Origin of the sequence: Limimaricola pyoseonensis, assembly GCF_900102015.1 — a bacterium.
Taxonomy (GTDB): domain Bacteria; phylum Pseudomonadota; class Alphaproteobacteria; order Rhodobacterales; family Rhodobacteraceae; genus Limimaricola; species Limimaricola pyoseonensis.
Window position 1 is genome coordinate 612,097 of the sequence record NZ_FNAT01000001.1, and the last position, 15,642, is coordinate 627,738.

Consider the following 15,642-nt stretch of genomic DNA (forward strand, 5'->3'; position numbering starts at 1 on the left):
GCGAGGATGCGGGCAATGGATTTCGTGAAGGCGGCCGCGCTCGGCCTGGTTCTGACCGCGCCGCTCGGGGCCGCGCCGGCCATGGCGCAGAGCGGGCTCTTCGCCCCGGCGATCATGGTCGATGGCAGCGCCGTCACGAATTACGAGCTCGACCAGCGCGCGCGGCTGCTGTCGGCCTTCAACACGCCCGGCGACACCGCCGCCGAGGCGCGCGAGCAGCTGGTCGAGGACAAGCTGAAGCTGCGGGAGCTGCAGCGCGTCGGCATGACCCTGACCGACGAGGGGCTGCAGACCGCCATGGAGGAGTTCGCCGGCCGGGCCAACCTGTCGCTCGACGCCTTCCTGGCCCAGCTCGCGAGCCAGGGCGTCGCCCGCGAGACGCTGCGCGACTACGTCAAGGTCAACGTCTCCTGGCGCGACTACGTCCGCCGCCGCTTCGGCTCGGACGTCGAGGTGACGGAGGGCGAGGTCGACGCGGCACTGGCCCGGACCGGCGGGCCCGACGCGCTCGAGCTGCTGCTGAGCGAGATCATCATCCCCGCGCCGCCGCAGCGCGCCCAGGCCGCCATGGCCCGGGCCCAGCAGATCTCGCGGCTGCGCTCCACCGCCGCCTTCGAGGCCGAGGCCCGCGCCGTCTCGGCGCTGCCCTCGCGCGATCAGGGCGGCCGCCTGCCTTGGACGCCGATCACCAACTTCCCCGAGGGGCTGCGCGGGCTGCTGCGCACGCTCGAGCCCGGCGAGGTGACGCAGCCGCTGCCGATCACCAACGGCGTCGCGCTGTTCCAGCTGCGCGACATCCGCGAGACCCCGCAGGCCCCGGCCGAGATCGCCGAGATCGACTACGCCCAGTTCGCCATCCCCGGCGCCGGCACCGCCGAGGCGCTGGCCGAGGCACGGCGCGTCGACGCCGTCACCGACACCTGCGACGACCTCTACGGCGTCGCCAAGGGCCTGCCCGCGGAGCGCCTCGCGCGCCAGAGCGTCGCGCCCGGCGCGATCCCGCAGGACGTCGCGATCGAGCTGGCCCGCCTCGACGCCAACGAGGCGTCGTGGAACCTGACCCGCGACGGCGCGCTGCTCTTCACCATGCTCTGCGCCCGCACCCCCGCGGCCGCGCAGGGCGCCGATCGCGACGCGGTGCGCAACAGCCTGCTGAACCAGAAGCTCGCCGGCCAGGCCGACCTGCTGCTGGCCGAGCTCAAGGCGCAGGCCCGCATCGTCCCGCAATGACCATCGCGATCTCCTGCGGCGAGCCCGCCGGCATCGGCCCCGAGATCGCCGCCCGCGCCTGGGAGGCGCTCGGCCGCGAGATCCCGATGCTCTGGATCGGCGACCCGCGCCACCTGCCCGAGGCGACCGCCTGGGAGGAGATCGACGACGCGTCGCAGGCCGCCTCCGTCTGCGCCACCGCCCTGCCGGTTCTGGCGCGCGACTTCGGCCCGCCCGCCGTGCCCGGCCAGCCCGACCCGGCCCATGCGCCGGGCGTGATCGACGCGATCCGCGAGGGCGTGGACCTCGTGCGCGCGGGCGCCTGCACCGCGCTCTGCACCGCGCCGATCCACAAGGCGGCGCTGATCGACGGCGCGAATTTCGCCTATCCCGGCCATACCGAGTATCTCGCCGCGCTGGCGGGCGTGGACGACGTGGTGATGATGCTGGCCTGCGAGGCGCTTCGCGTCGTGCCCGCGACCATCCACATCCCGCTGGCGCGGGTGCCAGAGGCCCTGACGCCGGAGCTGCTGGAAGCCACGATCCGCATCACCCGCGACGCGCTGATCCGCGATTTCGGCATCGCTTCGCCGCGCATCGCCGTGGCGGGGCTCAACCCGCATGCCGGCGAGGACGGCAAGATGGGCGGCGAGGAGATCGCGATGATCGCGCCGCTGATGGACCGTCTCTGCGACGAGGGCTTCGACCTGCGCGGCCCGATGTCGGCCGACACCATGTTCCACGCGGCCGCGCGCGCGGGCTACGACGCGGCGGTCTGCATGTATCACGACCAGGCGCTGATCCCGATCAAGACCATCGACTTCGCCGGCGGCGTCAACGTCACGCTCGGCCTGCCCTTCATCCGCACCTCGCCCGATCACGGCACCGCCTTCGGCATCGCCGGCAAGGGGCTGGCGGACCCGTCCTCGATGATCGCGGCGCTGCGGATGGCGGCGGATATGGCGCAGGCGTGCGGGCCGCGCTAGACGGGCGGCGCGGCGGGCCTTCGCGGCGCGCCACGAGTATTTGCGGAATGAAGTAGGACACGCCCATGGCCGCCATCGACGATCTGCCGCCGCTGCGCGAGGTGATCGAGACCCACGGCCTGCGCGCCAAGAAAACGCTCGGCCAGAACTTCCTTCTGGACCTCAACCTGACCGCCCGGATCGCGCGCGCGGCGGGCGACCTCGCAAGCTCCGACATCCTCGAGATCGGCCCCGGCCCCGGCGGGCTCACCCGCGGCCTTCTGGCCGAGGGCGCGCGCAAGGTGTTGGCGATCGAGAAGGACGCACGCTGCATGCCGGCGCTGGCCGAGATCGCCGAGCGCTACCCGGGCCGGCTGCAGGTGATCGAGGGCGACGCGCTCGAGATCGACCCGCTGGCGCATCTGACGCCGCCGATCCGGGTCGCCGCGAACCTGCCCTACAATGTCGGCACCGAGCTTCTGGTGCGCTGGCTGACGCCCAAGGAGTGGCCGCCCTTCTGGCAGAGCCTGACGCTGATGTTCCAGCGCGAGGTGGCCGAGCGCATCGTCGCCCAGCCCGGTTCCAAGGCCTATGGCCGCCTCGCCATCCTCGCGCAGTGGCGCGCCTCGGCGCGGATCGTGCTCGACCTGCCGCCGCAGGCCTTCGTGCCCGCGCCCAAGGTCTCGTCCGCCGTGGTGCACCTCACCGCCCTGCCCGAGCCGCGCTTTCCGGCCGACCCGGCGATCCTGAGCCGCGCCGTCGCCGCCGGCTTCAACCAGCGCCGCAAGATGCTGCGCGCCTCTCTCAAGGGGCTGGCGCCCGGCATCGAGGACCACCTCGCCGCCGCCGGCATCGCGCCGACCGAACGCGCCGAGCGGGTCGGGCTCGAGCAATGGTGCGCCCTGGCCCGTTCGCTCGCGCAAGGCTGAGCGGCCGGGCGACGGCACGAAAAAGGGCCGCGCCCCATCGGGGGCGCGGCCCTTCGCATGATCGGCCGGAAAAATCCGTTACTCGGCCGCCTCGGCGGAGCCGGCCTCCTGGCCGTCGCCCTTCGGCTCGGCCTCTTTCTTGCGGCGGGCGCGCGGCGCGGGCTTCTCGCCCTCGGGCAGGTCGCGCTTCACGCGCGGCTTGCGCGCGCGCTTGGGCTTGGCGGCCTCGCCGCCCTCGCCCTCGGCCGCCTCGGCGGGCTTGCTGCCCTCGGAGGCCGGGATCTCGTCGCTGCGGTTCTCGGGCGTCGCCACGAGGCCGCTGTCCTCGCGCTCCGCCTCGGGCTGGGGACGGCTCTGGCCCCGGTCCTGGCCGCGATCGTCATGGCCTTCGGAGTGCTGCTGATGCGCCGGAGCGCCAGCGGCGTCCTCCTGCGCCTTCAGGCGGGCGGCGCGCTCGCGGTCGCGCTCGGCCTGGCGCTCGCGGTTGGCCTGCTCGGCCTCCTCGCGCTTCTGCTCGATCTCGCGCTGCGCCTCGGCCAGCATTCGCAGGTAATGCTCGGCGTGCTGCGCGAAGTTCTCGGCCGCCACCCGGTCGCCCGAAAGCTGGGCGTCGCGATGCAGCTGGTTGTATTTCTCGATGATCTGCTGCGGCGTGCCGCGCACCTTGCCGTCCGGACCCGAGCTGTCGAAGACCCGGTTGACGATGTTGCCGCCGGACGGACGGTTGTTGCGGTTCTTGTTGCCGCGCGAGCGTGACTTCGATGATCTCATGTGGTTCTTCGGTTCCGGCCTGCTAGGGCGTTGCGCTTCGGCCCGGGTCTGCGCGCGTTTCGCGCGCTGCTGCGACGTCTGGGCCGGCGATGATCTGGCAGCGATCGGAGCGGGATGGCGCCACAGCCGTCCTCGGTCCGATGACAAGGACTAACCATGCGTGCCCCGCCGTGGCAAGCGGAAACTGCGGAAATCCCCGCCGATCCGGCCGGGAGACGCCGTTTCGCGCCTCAGAAGGCGGCGGCGGGCCGCTCCAGCACGATCACCCGCGGCCGGCCGTCGAGATCGGGCACCAGCGCCACCGGCGCGTAGCCCCGCGCCGCCGCCAGCTCCGACACCGTCGCCGCCTGCCCTACCCCCAGCTCCATCAGGAGCCGCCCGCGCGGCGCGAGCACCTCCATCGCGCCGTCGAGGATCGCCCGGTAGGCCGTGAGCCCGTCCGCCCCGTCGGTCAGCGCGCCGCGCGGCTCCCAGTCGCGCACCTCGGGCGCGAGGTCCGGCATCTCGGCCTCGGCGATGTAGGGCGGGTTCGACACCACGAGGTCGAAGGCCCCCTCGACCCGCGCGACCCAGTCCGACACCAGGATCCGGGCCCGGTGCGACAGCCCCAGCGCCTCCGCGTTCTCGCGCGCGACCGCGCAGGCGGCCTCCGACAGGTCGACCCCGACGCCGCGCGCATCGGGCATTTCCGCCAGCAGCGTCAGCAGGATGCAGCCCGAACCGGTGCCGAGGTCGAGCACGTGGCCGAAGGGCCCCGACAGCGCCGCCTCGACCAGGATCTCGGTCTCGGGGCGCGGGTCGAGCACGTCCGAGGTCACCTTGAATCGGCGCCCGTAGAAGGCGCGGCTGCCGGTCAGGTGCGACACCGGCTCGCGCCGCGCCCGCCGCGCCACCAGCGCGTCGAACTCGGCCAGCCCGGCGCCGTCCACCGGCTCCGGCAGGACCAGCGCCAGCCGCCCCGGATCGATCCGCAGCGCATGCGCCAGCAGCCGCCGCGCGTCGCGGCCGGGGTCGGTCACGCCGGCCTCGGCCAACACATGCGTCGCGCGGTAGAGCGCGACAGAGCCGGTCAGCGGTCCGGTGGGCAGGTCGGTCACGCTTCCATCTCCGCCAGGAGCGCCGCCTGCGCCTCGGCGGTGAGCGCGTCGATGATCTCGTCGAGATCGCCGCCCATCACCGCGTCGAGCTTGTAGAGCGTCAGGTTGATCCGGTGGTCGGTCATCCGGCCCTGCGGGAAATTGTAGGTGCGGATCCGCTCCGAGCGGTCGCCCGAACCCACCTGTGCGCGGCGGTCGGCCGAACGCGCACCCTCGACCCGCATCCGCTCGGCATCGAAGAGCCGCGAGCGCAGCACCTCCATCGCCAGTTCGCGGTTGCGGTGCTGCGATTTCTGGCTCGAGGTGACGACGATGCCGGTCGGGATATGGGTGATCCGCACAGCCGAGTCGGTGGTGTTGACGTGCTGTCCGCCGGCGCCGGAGGCGCGCATCGTGTCGATGCGCAGATCGTTCGGGTCGATCTTCACGTCCACCGCCTCGGCCTCGGGCAGCACCGCCACGGTGGCCGCCGAGGTGTGGATGCGGCCGCCGCTCTCGGTCTCGGGCACGCGCTGCACGCGGTGCACGCCGGACTCATACTTCAGCCGCGCGAAGACGCCCTCGCCGGCGACGCGCGCCACGACCTCCTTGATGCCGCCAAGCTCAGTCGCCTGCTCCTCGATGATCTCGAAGCGCCAGCCGCGCGCCTCGGCATAGCGCATGTACATGCGCAACAGGTCGGCGGCGAAGAGCGCGGCCTCGTCGCCGCCGGTGCCGGGACGGATCTCGATCATCGCGGGGCGCGCGTCGGCGGCGTCCTTGGGCAGAAGCGCCAGCCTGAGCGCCGTCTCGGCCGCCTCCAGCCGTTCGCGCAGGCCGGGCAGCTCCTCTTCGGCGAGGTCGCGCATCTCGGGGTCGCGCAGCATCGCCTGCGTCTCGGCGATCTCGGCTTCCAGCCGCGCATGTTCGGCGGCGGTCTCGACCACCGGCTTCAGCTCGGCATATTCGCGGCCCAGCTCGGCGATCTCGCCGCCCGCGGCCCCGGACGACATCTTGGCCTCGAGAAACTCGAAGCGGGCGGTGATCTGGTCGATCTTGTCCTGTGCGATCATGGATCACCCATCCTCCATCGCCATGAAGGCGTCAAGCGCTGCCCGGCCCGGCGGTCTCAGCGCCGTGGCAGACGGCGCTCCAGCTCCGCGATCCAGCGTTCGACCCGCTTGCGGTTCACCCCCATGTCGGAGACGCCGAAGCGGTTGCGCGCCCAGATCATCAGCGCCGCGCCGCCCGCCTCGGGCACCGCCTTGACGCTGGTGTAATCCGGAAAGCCGATCAGCGGCGTCCGCGTGACCCAGGTGGCGCGGCCCTCGGCCGGGCTTTCATAGATCATCCGGGTGCGCGGCTCGGCGCGCATGATCTCGCCGAAGGCGGTCATCAGCGTCGCCGGGTCGGTCTCGAAGACCGGTGGCGCGGCGTTGGCCTCGCCGGTGCGGACCAGCCAGCCGCCCTCGCGCGGGGGGCGCGGCGGGCGCGGCACATGCATCGGGTCGACATGCCATGCCGTCACGTCCGCGGGCGCGACCCGCACCCAGACCAGCGGCGCGGCCGTGGCGGCCAGCGCCGCGACCACGATCAATTCCTTGCCTGCCAATGACTTGCCTTTCGCTTCTCAACCAGTCGGCCCGTGGGCCATGGCCGAAACCTAGCGCGCGCCGCGACTATTCCAGAGCGCGAGACAGATCAGCTCCATCGCCACATGCGCCCCCGCGACGGCGGTCGCGCCGGTGTTGTCGTAGGGCGGCGAGACCTCGACGATGTCGCCGCCGACCACGTTGAGCCCGGCCATGTCGCGCAGGATCGCCGCCGCCTGCCAGCTCGCCAGACCGCCCCAGACCGGCGTGCCGGTGCCCGGCGCGAACGCCGGGTCGAGCGCGTCGATGTCGAAGGTCACGTAGGCCGGCCTGTCGCCGACGATCTCGCGGATCCGCGCCGCCACCGCGCCGCGCCCGGCCTCGTGCACCACCCGCGCGTCGATCTGGTTCACGCCCAGCACGTCGTCGCAGACCGTGCGGATGCCGATTTGCACCGAACTCGCCGGGTCGATCAGCCCCAGCTTCACCGCCTTGTAGAGGAATGTGCCGTGGTCGATGCGGTCCATGTCGTCATCGGCCCAGAGGTCGGAATGCGCGTCGAACTGCACCACCGAGAGCGGCCCGTGCTTCTCGGCATGGGCCTTGAGGATCGGCAGGGTGATGAAATGGTCGCCGCCCAGCGTCACCGTCTTCACGTCGGCCGCGAGGATCTTGGCGATCTCGGCCTGCAACGTCGCCGGGAAGGCCGCGACATTGGCGTAGTCGAAGGCCAGATCGCCCCGATCGACGATCTCGAACTCCGACAGCGGATCGAAGCCGTCCCAGCCATGCGGCGGGTCGTAGGGTTGCAGCGTCGCCGCCTCGCGGATCGCGCGCGGGCCGAAGCGGCTGCCGGGCCGGTTGGTCACCGCCTGGTCGAAGGGCACGCCGAGCACGGCGAGGTCGACCCCGGCGAGGTCTTTCGTGTAGCGCCGCCGCAGGAACGAGGTCGCGCCGCCGAAGGTGTTTTCGTGCGCAAGCCCGTGGCCGCGCCCGGTGAAGGCCAGGTCGACCTGGCTCTTGGCATCTTCCATCGCCATGATCAGCGCTCCGCCGGCTGCGCCCGCTCGACGAGGCGGGCGAAGAAGGACGCGCCGTAAGGCGCGGTGTCGTCGTTGAAATCATATTCCGGGTGGTGCACGCCGCGCGTCTCGCCATTGCCGATGAAGAGATAGGCGCCGGGCCGCTGCTCCAGCATGAAGGAGAAATCCTCGGCCCCCATCTCGCGCGGGCTGTCGGGGTCCGACGCCGTGCCGACCTCGCCCGCCACCTCGGCGGCGAAGGCCGCCTTCTCGGGCGCGTTCACCGTCGCCGGGTAGCCGAGATTGTAGTCGAGATCGGCCTTCACCCCGTAGGCCATGGCCTGCCCCTCGACGACCTCGCGCATCCGGCGCATCACCATCGCCTGCACGCCCTTGTCGAAGCTGCGGACCGTGCCGTTGATCCAGGCCGTGGCCGGGATCACGTTGTCGGCGCTGCCGGTGTGGATCTGCGTGACCGAGATGACGAGGTCCTTGGTGGCGTGGTGGTTGCGGCTGACGATGGTCTGGATCGCGGTGACGATGCCGCAGGCCGCGACCACCGGGTCGGCCGCCTCGTGCGGCATCGCGCCATGCCCGCCCTTGCCGGTCACGGTGATCGAGAAGTCGTCCACCGCCGCCATGATCGGCCCCGGCGCCGTGCGGAACGCGCCCACCGGCAGGCCCGGCTCGTTGTGCAGCGCATAGACCTCACGGATGCCGAAGCGCTCCATCAGCCCCTCCTCGACCATCACGCCCGCGCCGCCGCCGCCCTCTTCGGCCGGCTGGAAGATGAGCGCCACCGTACCCGCGAAGTTGCGGGTCTCGGCGAGATACTTCGCGGCGCCAAGCAGCATGGTGGTGTGGCCGTCATGGCCGCAGGCATGCATTCGGCCCTTGGTGCCCGAGGCGTGGTCGAGACCGGTCATCTCGTCCATCGGCAGCGCGTCCATGTCGGCGCGCAGGCCGATCACCGGCCCGTCGCCCTGCCCGCGGATCAGCGCCACGACGCCCGAGGTCGCCAGCCCCTCGTGGATCTCGTCGACGCCGAACTCGCGCAGCTTGGCCACCACGAAGCCCGCCGTCTCGTGGCAGTCGAAGCCGATCTCGGGGTTGGCGTGCAGGTGGCGGCGCCAGCCCTTCATCTCCTCCGCGAAATCGGCGATGCGGTTCAGGACGGGCATGGCTGGCGCTCCGGTGGCTGTGACTTTAGGTTGCGGCTTGCCACCGAAAGGAGCCCGCCGCAATGCCCGACACGCTGCTCGACCCGGCCGCCGCCGACCACGACGCCGCCCGCGAGATCGCCCGCCTCGCCGCGATCATGCGCGCCCTGCGCGACCCCGATCACGGCTGCCCCTGGGACATCGAGCAGGACTTCGCCTCGATCGCGCCCTACACGATCGAAGAGGCCTACGAGGTCGCCGACGCCATCGCCCGCGAGGACTGGCCCGAGCTGCAGGGTGAGCTGGGCGACCTCTTGCTGCAGGCGGTCTACCACGCGCAGATGGCCGACGAGGCCGGGCATTTCGACCTCGCCGCCGTGGCACGCGGCATCTCCGACAAGATGATCGCCCGGCACCCGCATGTCTTCGGCGACGAGAGCCGCGACCGCACCGCCGACGAGCAGACCCACGCCTGGGAGGCGATCAAGGCGGCCGAGCGCGCCGGCAAGGAAGAGACCCGCGTGCTCGACGGCGTGGCGCTGGGGCTTCCGGCGCTGATGCGTGCGGTCAAGCTGCAGAAGCGCGCCGCGCGCGTCGGCTTCGACTGGCCGCAGACGGCGCAGGTGCTCGACAAGCTGGTCGAGGAAGCTCACGAGCTGGTCGAGGCGCGCGACAGCCTCACCCATGACGAGGTCGAGGCCGAGATGGGCGACCTGCTCTTCGTCATGGCCAATCTCGCGCGGCACATGGGCGTCGACCCCGAGGTGGCGCTGCGCCGCTCGAACGACAAGTTCACCCGCCGCTTCAACGTGATTGAGGACCGTCTGGCCGCCCAAGGCCGGCATCCGAAGGACAGCACGCTCGACGAGATGGACGCGATCTGGAACGAGGTGCGGGCGGCGGACCGGGCGAAAAAACTTACCGAGTGAAAAACTCGGGTATTGACCCGACCAATTTGCTCGGATTTAAGCGCGCCAACCGCAACACGCAACTGGAGCGTCTCATGACCCTTCGCCCCGTCCTCACCATCGCCGCCGCGCTCGCCGGCACCACGGCCATGGCCGACGTCAACGTCTACACCACCCGCCAGCCCGAGCTGATCCAGCCGGTGGTCGACGCCTTCACCGAGGAAACCGGCATCGCCGTGAACCTCGCCTTCGTCGAGGAGGGTCTGGTCGAGCGGCTCGAGGCCGAGGGCGAGCGTTCGCCGGCCGATCTCGTGATGACCGTCGACATCGCCAACCTGCGCCAGATCGTCGATGCCGGCGTGACCCAGCCGGTCGAGAGCGAGACGCTCACCACCGCCGTGCCCGCCAACCTGCGCGGCGAGAACGGCGAGTGGTTCGGCGTCACCACCCGCGCCCGCATCGTTTACGCGAGCCAGGAGCGCGTCGAGGACGGCGAGGTGACCACCTACGAGGATCTCGCCTCCGACAAGTGGGAAGGCCGCATCTGCACCCGTTCGGGCCTGCACAACTACAACCTCGCGCTGGTTTCGGCGATCATCGCCCATCACGGCGAGGAATATGCCAAGAAGTGGGCGCAGGGCGTGAAGGACAACCTCGCGCGCAAGCCCGAGGGCAACGACCGCGCGCAGGTCAAGGCGATCTGGGCCGGCGAATGCGACATCTCGCTCGGCAACACCTACTACATGGGCAAGATGCTCGAGGACGAGGAGCAGACCGAGTGGGCGAACGCCGTCCGCATCACCTTCCCGACCTTCGAGAACGGCGGCACCCACGTGAACGTCTCGGGCGTCGCGCTGACCCAGTCCGCGCCGAACAAGGAAGAGGCCGTGCAGTTCATGGAGTTCCTCGTCTCGCCGCAGGCGCAGGAAGTCTATGCCGAGGCCAACTACGAGTACCCCGTGCTCGAGGGCGCCGAGGCCTCCGAGCTGGTGCAGGGCTGGGGTGAGTTCACCGCCGACGAGACCGACCTGCCGACCATCGCCGACCACCGCGCCACCGCGCTGCGGATCATGGAAGAGGTGAACTTCGACGGCTGATCGTTCCGATCTCCGCGAACAAATCAGGCCGCTGCCCTTTCGGGCGGCGGCCTTTTTCATTCGGTCGATGGCGGAGCCGCGCGGGCGGCGCGACCCATGGGTCCGACCGAAAAAATCGTTTATCGTCGAAGGCTTGGAGGGCGCCCTTCAAGCGCCCGCCTTCTCCTCCAGCTCCAGCCACTCGGTCTCGGCGGCGTCGAGCGCCTGCTGGCGTTCGGTCAGCGCCTCGGTCGCCTTGCGGAACTTCACCGGCTCGCGGCCGAACAGCTCCGGGTCGGCCAGCAGCTCCTCGAGCTTGGCGATCTCCTTGCCCAGCCGGTCGATCACCGCGGGCAGCTCCTCCAGCCGGTGCTTCTCGGTGAAGCTCAGCTTCGGCTTCGCGGCCTCGGCCTTCGGCTTCGGCGCGGGCGCGGCCTTCTTCGGCGCGGGCTTCGCGGTGTCCGCCTTGGCGGGGGCGTCGGCGCCGCGCTGGCTGCGATAGTCGCTCCAGCCGCCGGCATAGAGCGTCGCGCGCCCGTCGCCCTCCATCGCCACGGTGGTCGTCGCCACCCGGTCGAGGAAGTCGCGGTCGTGGCTGACCAGAAGCACGGTGCCCTCGTATTCGCCCAGCAGGTCCTGCAGCAGGTCCAGCGTCTCGATGTCGAGATCGTTGGTCGGCTCGTCCAGCACCAACAGGTTCGAGGTCTGCGCCATGATCTTGGCCAAGAGCAGTCGCGCCTTCTCCCCACCCGAGAGCGAGCGGACCGGCGCGCGCGCCTGCGCCTCGTCGAACAGGAAGTCCTTGAGATAGCCCACCACGTGGCGCGGGTTGTCGCGCACCATCACCTGGTCGGAGGAGCCCGACACCGCCATCAGCGGGTCGTTGGTCAGGCTGTCCCAGAGCGTCGCGTCGGGGTCGAGCCGGGCGCGGGCCTGGTCGAACACCGCGATCTCGAGGTTGGTGCCGTGCTTGACGGCCCCCTCGTCGGGCTGAACTTCGCCCAGCAACATCTTGATGAGCGTCGTCTTTCCGACGCCGTTCGGCCCGACGAAGGCGATCCGGTCGCCGCGCATCACCGTCAGGTCGAAACCCTGCACGATGCGCTTGCCGTCATAGTCCTTCGACAGCCCCGTCGCCTCGATCACCTTGCGGCCCGAGGTCGGGCCTTCGCCCAGCGCCATCGCCGCCGTGCCCTGCCGGCGGATCTGGTTTGCCCGCTCGGCGCGCAGGTCCTGCAGCGCCCGCACCCGGCCCTGGTTGCGCTTGCGCCGCGCCGAGATGCCCTCGACCGCCCAGCGGGCCTCCGACTTGATCTTGCGGTCGAGCTTGTGGCGCGCCACGTCCTCGTCCTCCCAGACCTTGTCGCGCCAGGCCTCGAAGCCCTCGAAGCCGGTCTCCTGCCGCCGCACCGCGCCGCGGTCGATCCAGAGCGTCGCGCGGGTCAGGTGCTTGAGGAAGGCGCGGTCGTGCGAGATGAGCACGAAGGCCGCCTTGGTCTGCTTCAGCTCGGCCTCGAGCCAGGCGATCGCCTCGATGTCGAGGTGGTTCGTGGGCTCGTCGAGCAGCATCAGCTCCGGCGCCTCGGCCATCAGCTTGGCCAGCGCCGCGCGCCGCCGTTCGCCGCCCGATGCGGTGGCGGGGTCGCGACCTGCGTCGAGCTTCAGCCCCTCGGCCGCCATCTCGAGCCGGTATTCCTCGCCCGGCGCGAGGTTCTGCGCGGCCCAGTCGCCCAAGGTGGCGAAGCCCGACATGTCGGGGTCCTGCTCCATGTAGCCGACGCAGGTGGCCGGCGGCACGGCCCGCAGGCCGCTGTCGGCCTCGACGAGGCCGGCCATCACCTTCATCAGGGTGGACTTGCCGGACCCGTTGCGCCCGACCAGCGCGACGCGGTCGCCCTGCTGGACGGCGAGCGACAGGCCGTCGAAGACGGGATCGCCGCCGAAGGTGAGGGAAATGTCGGTGAGCTGGAGAAGGGGTGCGCGTGCCATGGCAGCCAGCTAGAGGCCGCCGCGCGCTTGATCAAGGCCCCTCCTGCGCCAGCGCGGCGAGCGCCCGCGCCCGCGGCCCCGGCACGTCGGCCACCGGCACCGCGCAGAACACGTGCACCGTGTTCATCGCGGCATCCGTCACCGCGTCCCGCCCGACCCGGCCACCCATGGCGAGATAGCTGCGCAGCAAGGGCGGCAGGCCCGCCCGCGCCGCCATCGCCGCGCCCGGCGGCAGCCCGGCCAGCGCCACGCCGCCCGCCTGCGCCGTCACTAAGGCATCAAGCGCCCGCTCGCGCCCGAGCCAGCCAAGCGTCGGGGCGTGGCGCGCGACCTCAGCGCCGGGAAACGACGCGCAGCCGAACATCAGCGTGACGTCCTTTTCCGCGACCACCCGCGCCAGCGCGCCCCAAAGCAGGCGCAGCGCGTCCGGCCCGCCGGCGTCGGGGTGCACGCAGAACCGGCCGATCTCCATCGCCGCGCCCGGATGATCCGCCAGCGCGCCCAGATCATAGGCCCGCCCCGCGGCACCACGCGCGCGGTCGGGCCCGGGCGGCGTCACCCGCAGCCGGCAAGTGGCCAGCGCGCGGCCCGCCGCCTCGACCAGCAAATGCCGGTGCAGCGCGTCGAGCCCGTCCGCCTCCTGCCGCGCGCCGCCGCGGGTCACGAAGCACAGATGCCGCAGCGCCCGCGAGCGGGCGAGATCCTCGGCGCCTTCGGCCCAGCGGACCGCCACCCGCCCCCGCGACAGGATCACGCCCATGTCGGGCTCATGTCGCGCACCGGGCCGCCCTCTGGCGTGCGCGGCCCGAGCGACTAGATAGGGGCCAAACGCAGAAAGGGACGACGCGATGGACAAGGTGACCAAGACCGACGCGGAATGGCGCGCGCAGCTTTCCGACCTGGCCTACAAGGTGATGCGCAAGCACGGCACCGAACGGGCCTTCACGCATGACGACTTTCCGAAGGCGGCGGGCGTGTTCACCTGCAAGGGCTGCGGTCAGCCGCTGTTCGACAGCCACACCAAGTTCGACAGCGGCACCGGCTGGCCGAGCTTCTACGCGCCGATCGACGAGACGGCGGTGGGCGAGCAGACCGACCGCAGCTTTTTCATGAAGCGCACCGAGGTGCATTGCGCGCGCTGCGAGTCGCATCTGGGCCACGTCTTCCCCGACGGCCCCGCGCCCACGGGGCTGCGCTACTGCATGAACGGCGTGGCGATGGAGTTCCAAGAAAAGGAGGACGGCGCGGCCTGAGGGCCGCGTCACTCCTCGCCGATGATCGAGCTGGCGTCGAAGTTGCCGGCCGCGCCCGCGAGCTGGCGCAGGAAGGTGCCGCTCTCGACGCTGTCGTCGGTGACCCGGCGCGACAGCGGCACGATGCGGCCGTCCGACAGGTCGAAGCGCTCGATGTTGGCCACGCCGCCGCCGGCCGCGAAGCTGATCGCCAGCACTTCGCGGCGCACCTCCTCTGGGGCGAAGAAGCCCTGATGCGCGAAGACGCTGCGCACGTAGTAGAGGTCGGTGCCGGTGGCGCCGGTGGCGGTGGGCGGGCCGACCTGCTCGATCACCCGGTCGCGGCTGTCGCCCAGCGAGATGCTCGAGAGCACCTCGTCCGAGGGCGCGTAGCCGTGGTAGCGCTTGGTCGGGGCGCAGGCCGCAAGCGCCGCCAGCCCCAGAAGGGCCGCAGCGCGGCGCATGCCGGTGCCGGTGGTTTCGCGGCCGGTCGCTCTGCCCATCTGTGCCTGTCCCATGCTCTTGCCTCAAAGCCTTACGGCTTCTATGGCGCTTACAACAAGCGACCCGGCCTCTTCAAGGAAGGAAGCGGACCATGCCCGAGAACACCCCACTGCCGCGCCGCATGATCCGGCTCGCGGAGCTGCCCGAACGGCGCGCCACCGAGATCGAGCTCGTGCCCTCGGCCGACGAGCGCGCCGCCGTGGCGCGCGACCTCGACATCCCCGGCGTGCGCAAGCTGCGCTTCCTCGCCCGGCTGATCCCCGAGGGCCGCGACGGCTGGCGGCTCGAGGGCGAGATCGGCGCCACCGTGGTGCAGGACTGCGTCGCCACGCTCGAGCCGGTCGTCACCCGGATCGACGAGACGGTGACCCGCCGCTACCTCGCCGACTGGCGCGAGCCCGAGGGCGTCGAGGTCGAGATGCCCGAGGACGACACGCTCGAGCCGCTGCCTGCCGCGCTCGACCTCGCGCAGGTGATGATCGAGGCGCTGGCGCTGGCGCTGCCCGACTACCCGCGCGCCGACGGCGCCGCCCCCGCCGATGCCAGCGCGATCCCGCCCGGCGCCGCGCCGATCCGCGACGAGGAGGTCAAGCCCTTCGCCGGCCTTGCCGCGCTCAGGGACAAGCTCGGCGGCGGCGACGGCAAGGCCGATGACGGCACGCCCGGCGACGACGCCGACAACGACACCGGGGACGGCCGGGCCTGAGGGCCGGGGCGCCCTTTTTGCTTGCCTTTTGCCCGCGACGCAGTATTTTCGCCGCTCTTTCCAGATCGCGTCTCGACAGCACGGGTCTTATCGCCTAAGACCCGCCGGACGTCGCGGGACGGAACCCTGAAGGGGGCTGCCCCCGCCCGCCAATCCCCGGGCCCTACGGGGCTCATGAATTAGAGCCAGATTACTTCGAGGTTGTGACATGGCCGTTCCGCAGAACAAGATTTCCAAGTCGCGCCGCAACCAGCGTCGTTCCCATGACGGCCTGACCGGCGCAAACCCCAACGAATGCCCGAGCTGTGGTGAGCTCAAGCGCCCGCACCACGTCTGCCCCTCCTGCGGCACCTATGCCGATCGCGAAGTGATCGCGCAGGCCGCCGACGCCGACCTGGAAGACGACGCGGCCTGAGCCCCGGCGGGCGGCGCGGCGCGTCTCGACCGGGCGATCCGCCCGGCCCCGAGCGGGCCCGCCGGCCGCGGCGCAGCGCAACGTGACC

17 protein-coding genes are annotated in these 15,642 nt (G+C 71.5%); 8 read left to right on the forward strand and 9 right to left on the reverse strand.

Annotation, left to right across the window (positions count from 1 at the left end):
- The first annotated feature begins 15 nt into the window (after window positions 1-15).
- The 3 genes from BLT43_RS02890 (at window position 16) to rsmA (ending at window position 3,103) form a co-directional block, all read left to right on the forward strand.
- Window positions 16-1,230: a peptidylprolyl isomerase gene (locus tag BLT43_RS02890; RefSeq protein ID WP_341349828.1), complete on the forward strand. Its 1,215-nt coding sequence runs from the start codon at window positions 16-18 to the stop codon at window positions 1,228-1,230.
- The gene (gene pdxA, locus BLT43_RS02895) at window positions 1,227-2,195 is read left to right on the forward strand and encodes a 4-hydroxythreonine-4-phosphate dehydrogenase PdxA (RefSeq protein WP_090109905.1); all 969 of its coding nucleotides are present in this window, start codon (window positions 1,227-1,229) and stop codon (window positions 2,193-2,195) included. The genes BLT43_RS02890 and pdxA overlap by 4 nt, the downstream gene beginning before the upstream one ends.
- 65 nt (window positions 2,196-2,260) lie before the next feature.
- A complete protein-coding gene (gene rsmA, locus BLT43_RS02900) occupies window positions 2,261-3,103 on the forward strand; it encodes a 16S rRNA (adenine(1518)-N(6)/adenine(1519)-N(6))-dimethyltransferase RsmA (RefSeq protein ID WP_090109907.1) in 843 nt (280 codons plus the stop codon).
- A 78-nt stretch (window positions 3,104-3,181) separates the two neighbouring features.
- On the opposite strand, the gene BLT43_RS02905 is transcribed toward rsmA, so the two are convergent.
- The 6 genes from BLT43_RS02905 to BLT43_RS02930 form a co-directional block, all read right to left on the reverse strand.
- The gene (locus tag BLT43_RS02905; protein WP_090109909.1) at window positions 3,182-3,874 is read right to left on the reverse strand and encodes a DUF4167 domain-containing protein; all 693 of its coding nucleotides are present in this window, start codon (window positions 3,872-3,874) and stop codon (window positions 3,182-3,184) included.
- Window positions 3,875-4,104: 230 nt separating this feature from the next.
- Window positions 4,105-4,971, reverse strand: coding sequence for a peptide chain release factor N(5)-glutamine methyltransferase (gene prmC / locus BLT43_RS02910; RefSeq protein WP_090109911.1), 867 nt, complete (start codon window positions 4,969-4,971; stop codon window positions 4,105-4,107).
- Window positions 4,968-6,023, reverse strand: coding sequence for a peptide chain release factor 1 (gene prfA, locus BLT43_RS02915; protein ID WP_090109912.1), 1,056 nt, complete (start codon window positions 6,021-6,023; stop codon window positions 4,968-4,970). The genes prmC and prfA overlap by 4 nt, the downstream gene beginning before the upstream one ends.
- Window positions 6,024-6,079: 56 nt before the next feature.
- Window positions 6,080-6,562 (reverse strand): DUF1499 domain-containing protein, encoded by a 483-nt coding sequence (locus BLT43_RS02920; RefSeq protein WP_242652193.1) that lies wholly within the window; start codon window positions 6,560-6,562, stop codon window positions 6,080-6,082.
- A 51-nt stretch (window positions 6,563-6,613) separates the two neighbouring features.
- Window positions 6,614-7,582, reverse strand: coding sequence for an agmatinase (gene speB / locus BLT43_RS02925; RefSeq protein ID WP_090109913.1), 969 nt, complete (start codon window positions 7,580-7,582; stop codon window positions 6,614-6,616).
- A gap of 2 nt (window positions 7,583-7,584) precedes the next feature.
- A complete protein-coding gene (locus tag BLT43_RS02930; protein WP_090109914.1) occupies window positions 7,585-8,745 on the reverse strand; it encodes a M20 aminoacylase family protein in 1,161 nt (386 codons plus the stop codon).
- A 62-nt stretch (window positions 8,746-8,807) separates the two neighbouring features.
- On the opposite strand from BLT43_RS02930, the gene mazG reads away from it, so the two are divergent.
- Together mazG and BLT43_RS02940 are read left to right on the forward strand one after the other, a co-directional pair.
- Complete coding sequence (gene mazG, locus BLT43_RS02935) at window positions 8,808-9,653, forward strand: nucleoside triphosphate pyrophosphohydrolase (protein WP_090109916.1); 846 nt, start codon at window positions 8,808-8,810, stop codon at window positions 9,651-9,653.
- 74 nt (window positions 9,654-9,727) lie between these two features.
- Complete coding sequence (locus BLT43_RS02940; RefSeq protein ID WP_090109917.1) at window positions 9,728-10,729, forward strand: Fe(3+) ABC transporter substrate-binding protein; 1,002 nt, start codon at window positions 9,728-9,730, stop codon at window positions 10,727-10,729.
- 147 nt (window positions 10,730-10,876) lie between these two features.
- Here the strand turns inward: BLT43_RS02940 and BLT43_RS02945 are convergent, their stop codons facing one another.
- A complete protein-coding gene (locus tag BLT43_RS02945) occupies window positions 10,877-12,697 on the reverse strand; it encodes an ABC-F family ATP-binding cassette domain-containing protein (protein ID WP_090109918.1) in 1,821 nt (606 codons plus the stop codon).
- Between the two features lie 31 nt (window positions 12,698-12,728).
- Complete coding sequence (locus BLT43_RS02950) at window positions 12,729-13,457, reverse strand: GNAT family N-acetyltransferase (protein ID WP_090109919.1); 729 nt, start codon at window positions 13,455-13,457, stop codon at window positions 12,729-12,731.
- An 88-nt stretch (window positions 13,458-13,545) separates the two neighbouring features.
- Between BLT43_RS02950 and msrB the strand changes: the two genes are divergently transcribed.
- Window positions 13,546-13,950, forward strand: coding sequence for a peptide-methionine (R)-S-oxide reductase MsrB (msrB, locus tag BLT43_RS02955; protein WP_090109920.1), 405 nt, complete (start codon window positions 13,546-13,548; stop codon window positions 13,948-13,950).
- 8 nt (window positions 13,951-13,958) lie between these two features.
- Here the strand turns inward: msrB and BLT43_RS02960 are convergent, their stop codons facing one another.
- On the reverse strand, window positions 13,959-14,432 hold the full coding sequence (locus BLT43_RS02960) for an outer membrane protein assembly factor BamE (protein ID WP_090109921.1): 474 nt from the start codon (window positions 14,430-14,432) through the stop codon (window positions 13,959-13,961).
- A gap of 92 nt (window positions 14,433-14,524) precedes the next feature.
- Here BLT43_RS02960 and BLT43_RS02965 point away from each other — a divergent pair, with 92 nt between their 5' ends.
- Together BLT43_RS02965 and rpmF are read left to right on the forward strand one after the other, a co-directional pair.
- Entirely contained in the window at window positions 14,525-15,139 is a 615-nt protein-coding gene (locus tag BLT43_RS02965; protein WP_090109922.1) for a YceD family protein, read from the forward strand.
- A 208-nt stretch (window positions 15,140-15,347) separates the two neighbouring features.
- Window positions 15,348-15,554 (forward strand): 50S ribosomal protein L32, encoded by a 207-nt coding sequence (gene rpmF, locus BLT43_RS02970; protein ID WP_090109923.1) that lies wholly within the window; start codon window positions 15,348-15,350, stop codon window positions 15,552-15,554.
- Window positions 15,555-15,642: the final 88 nt, after the last annotated feature.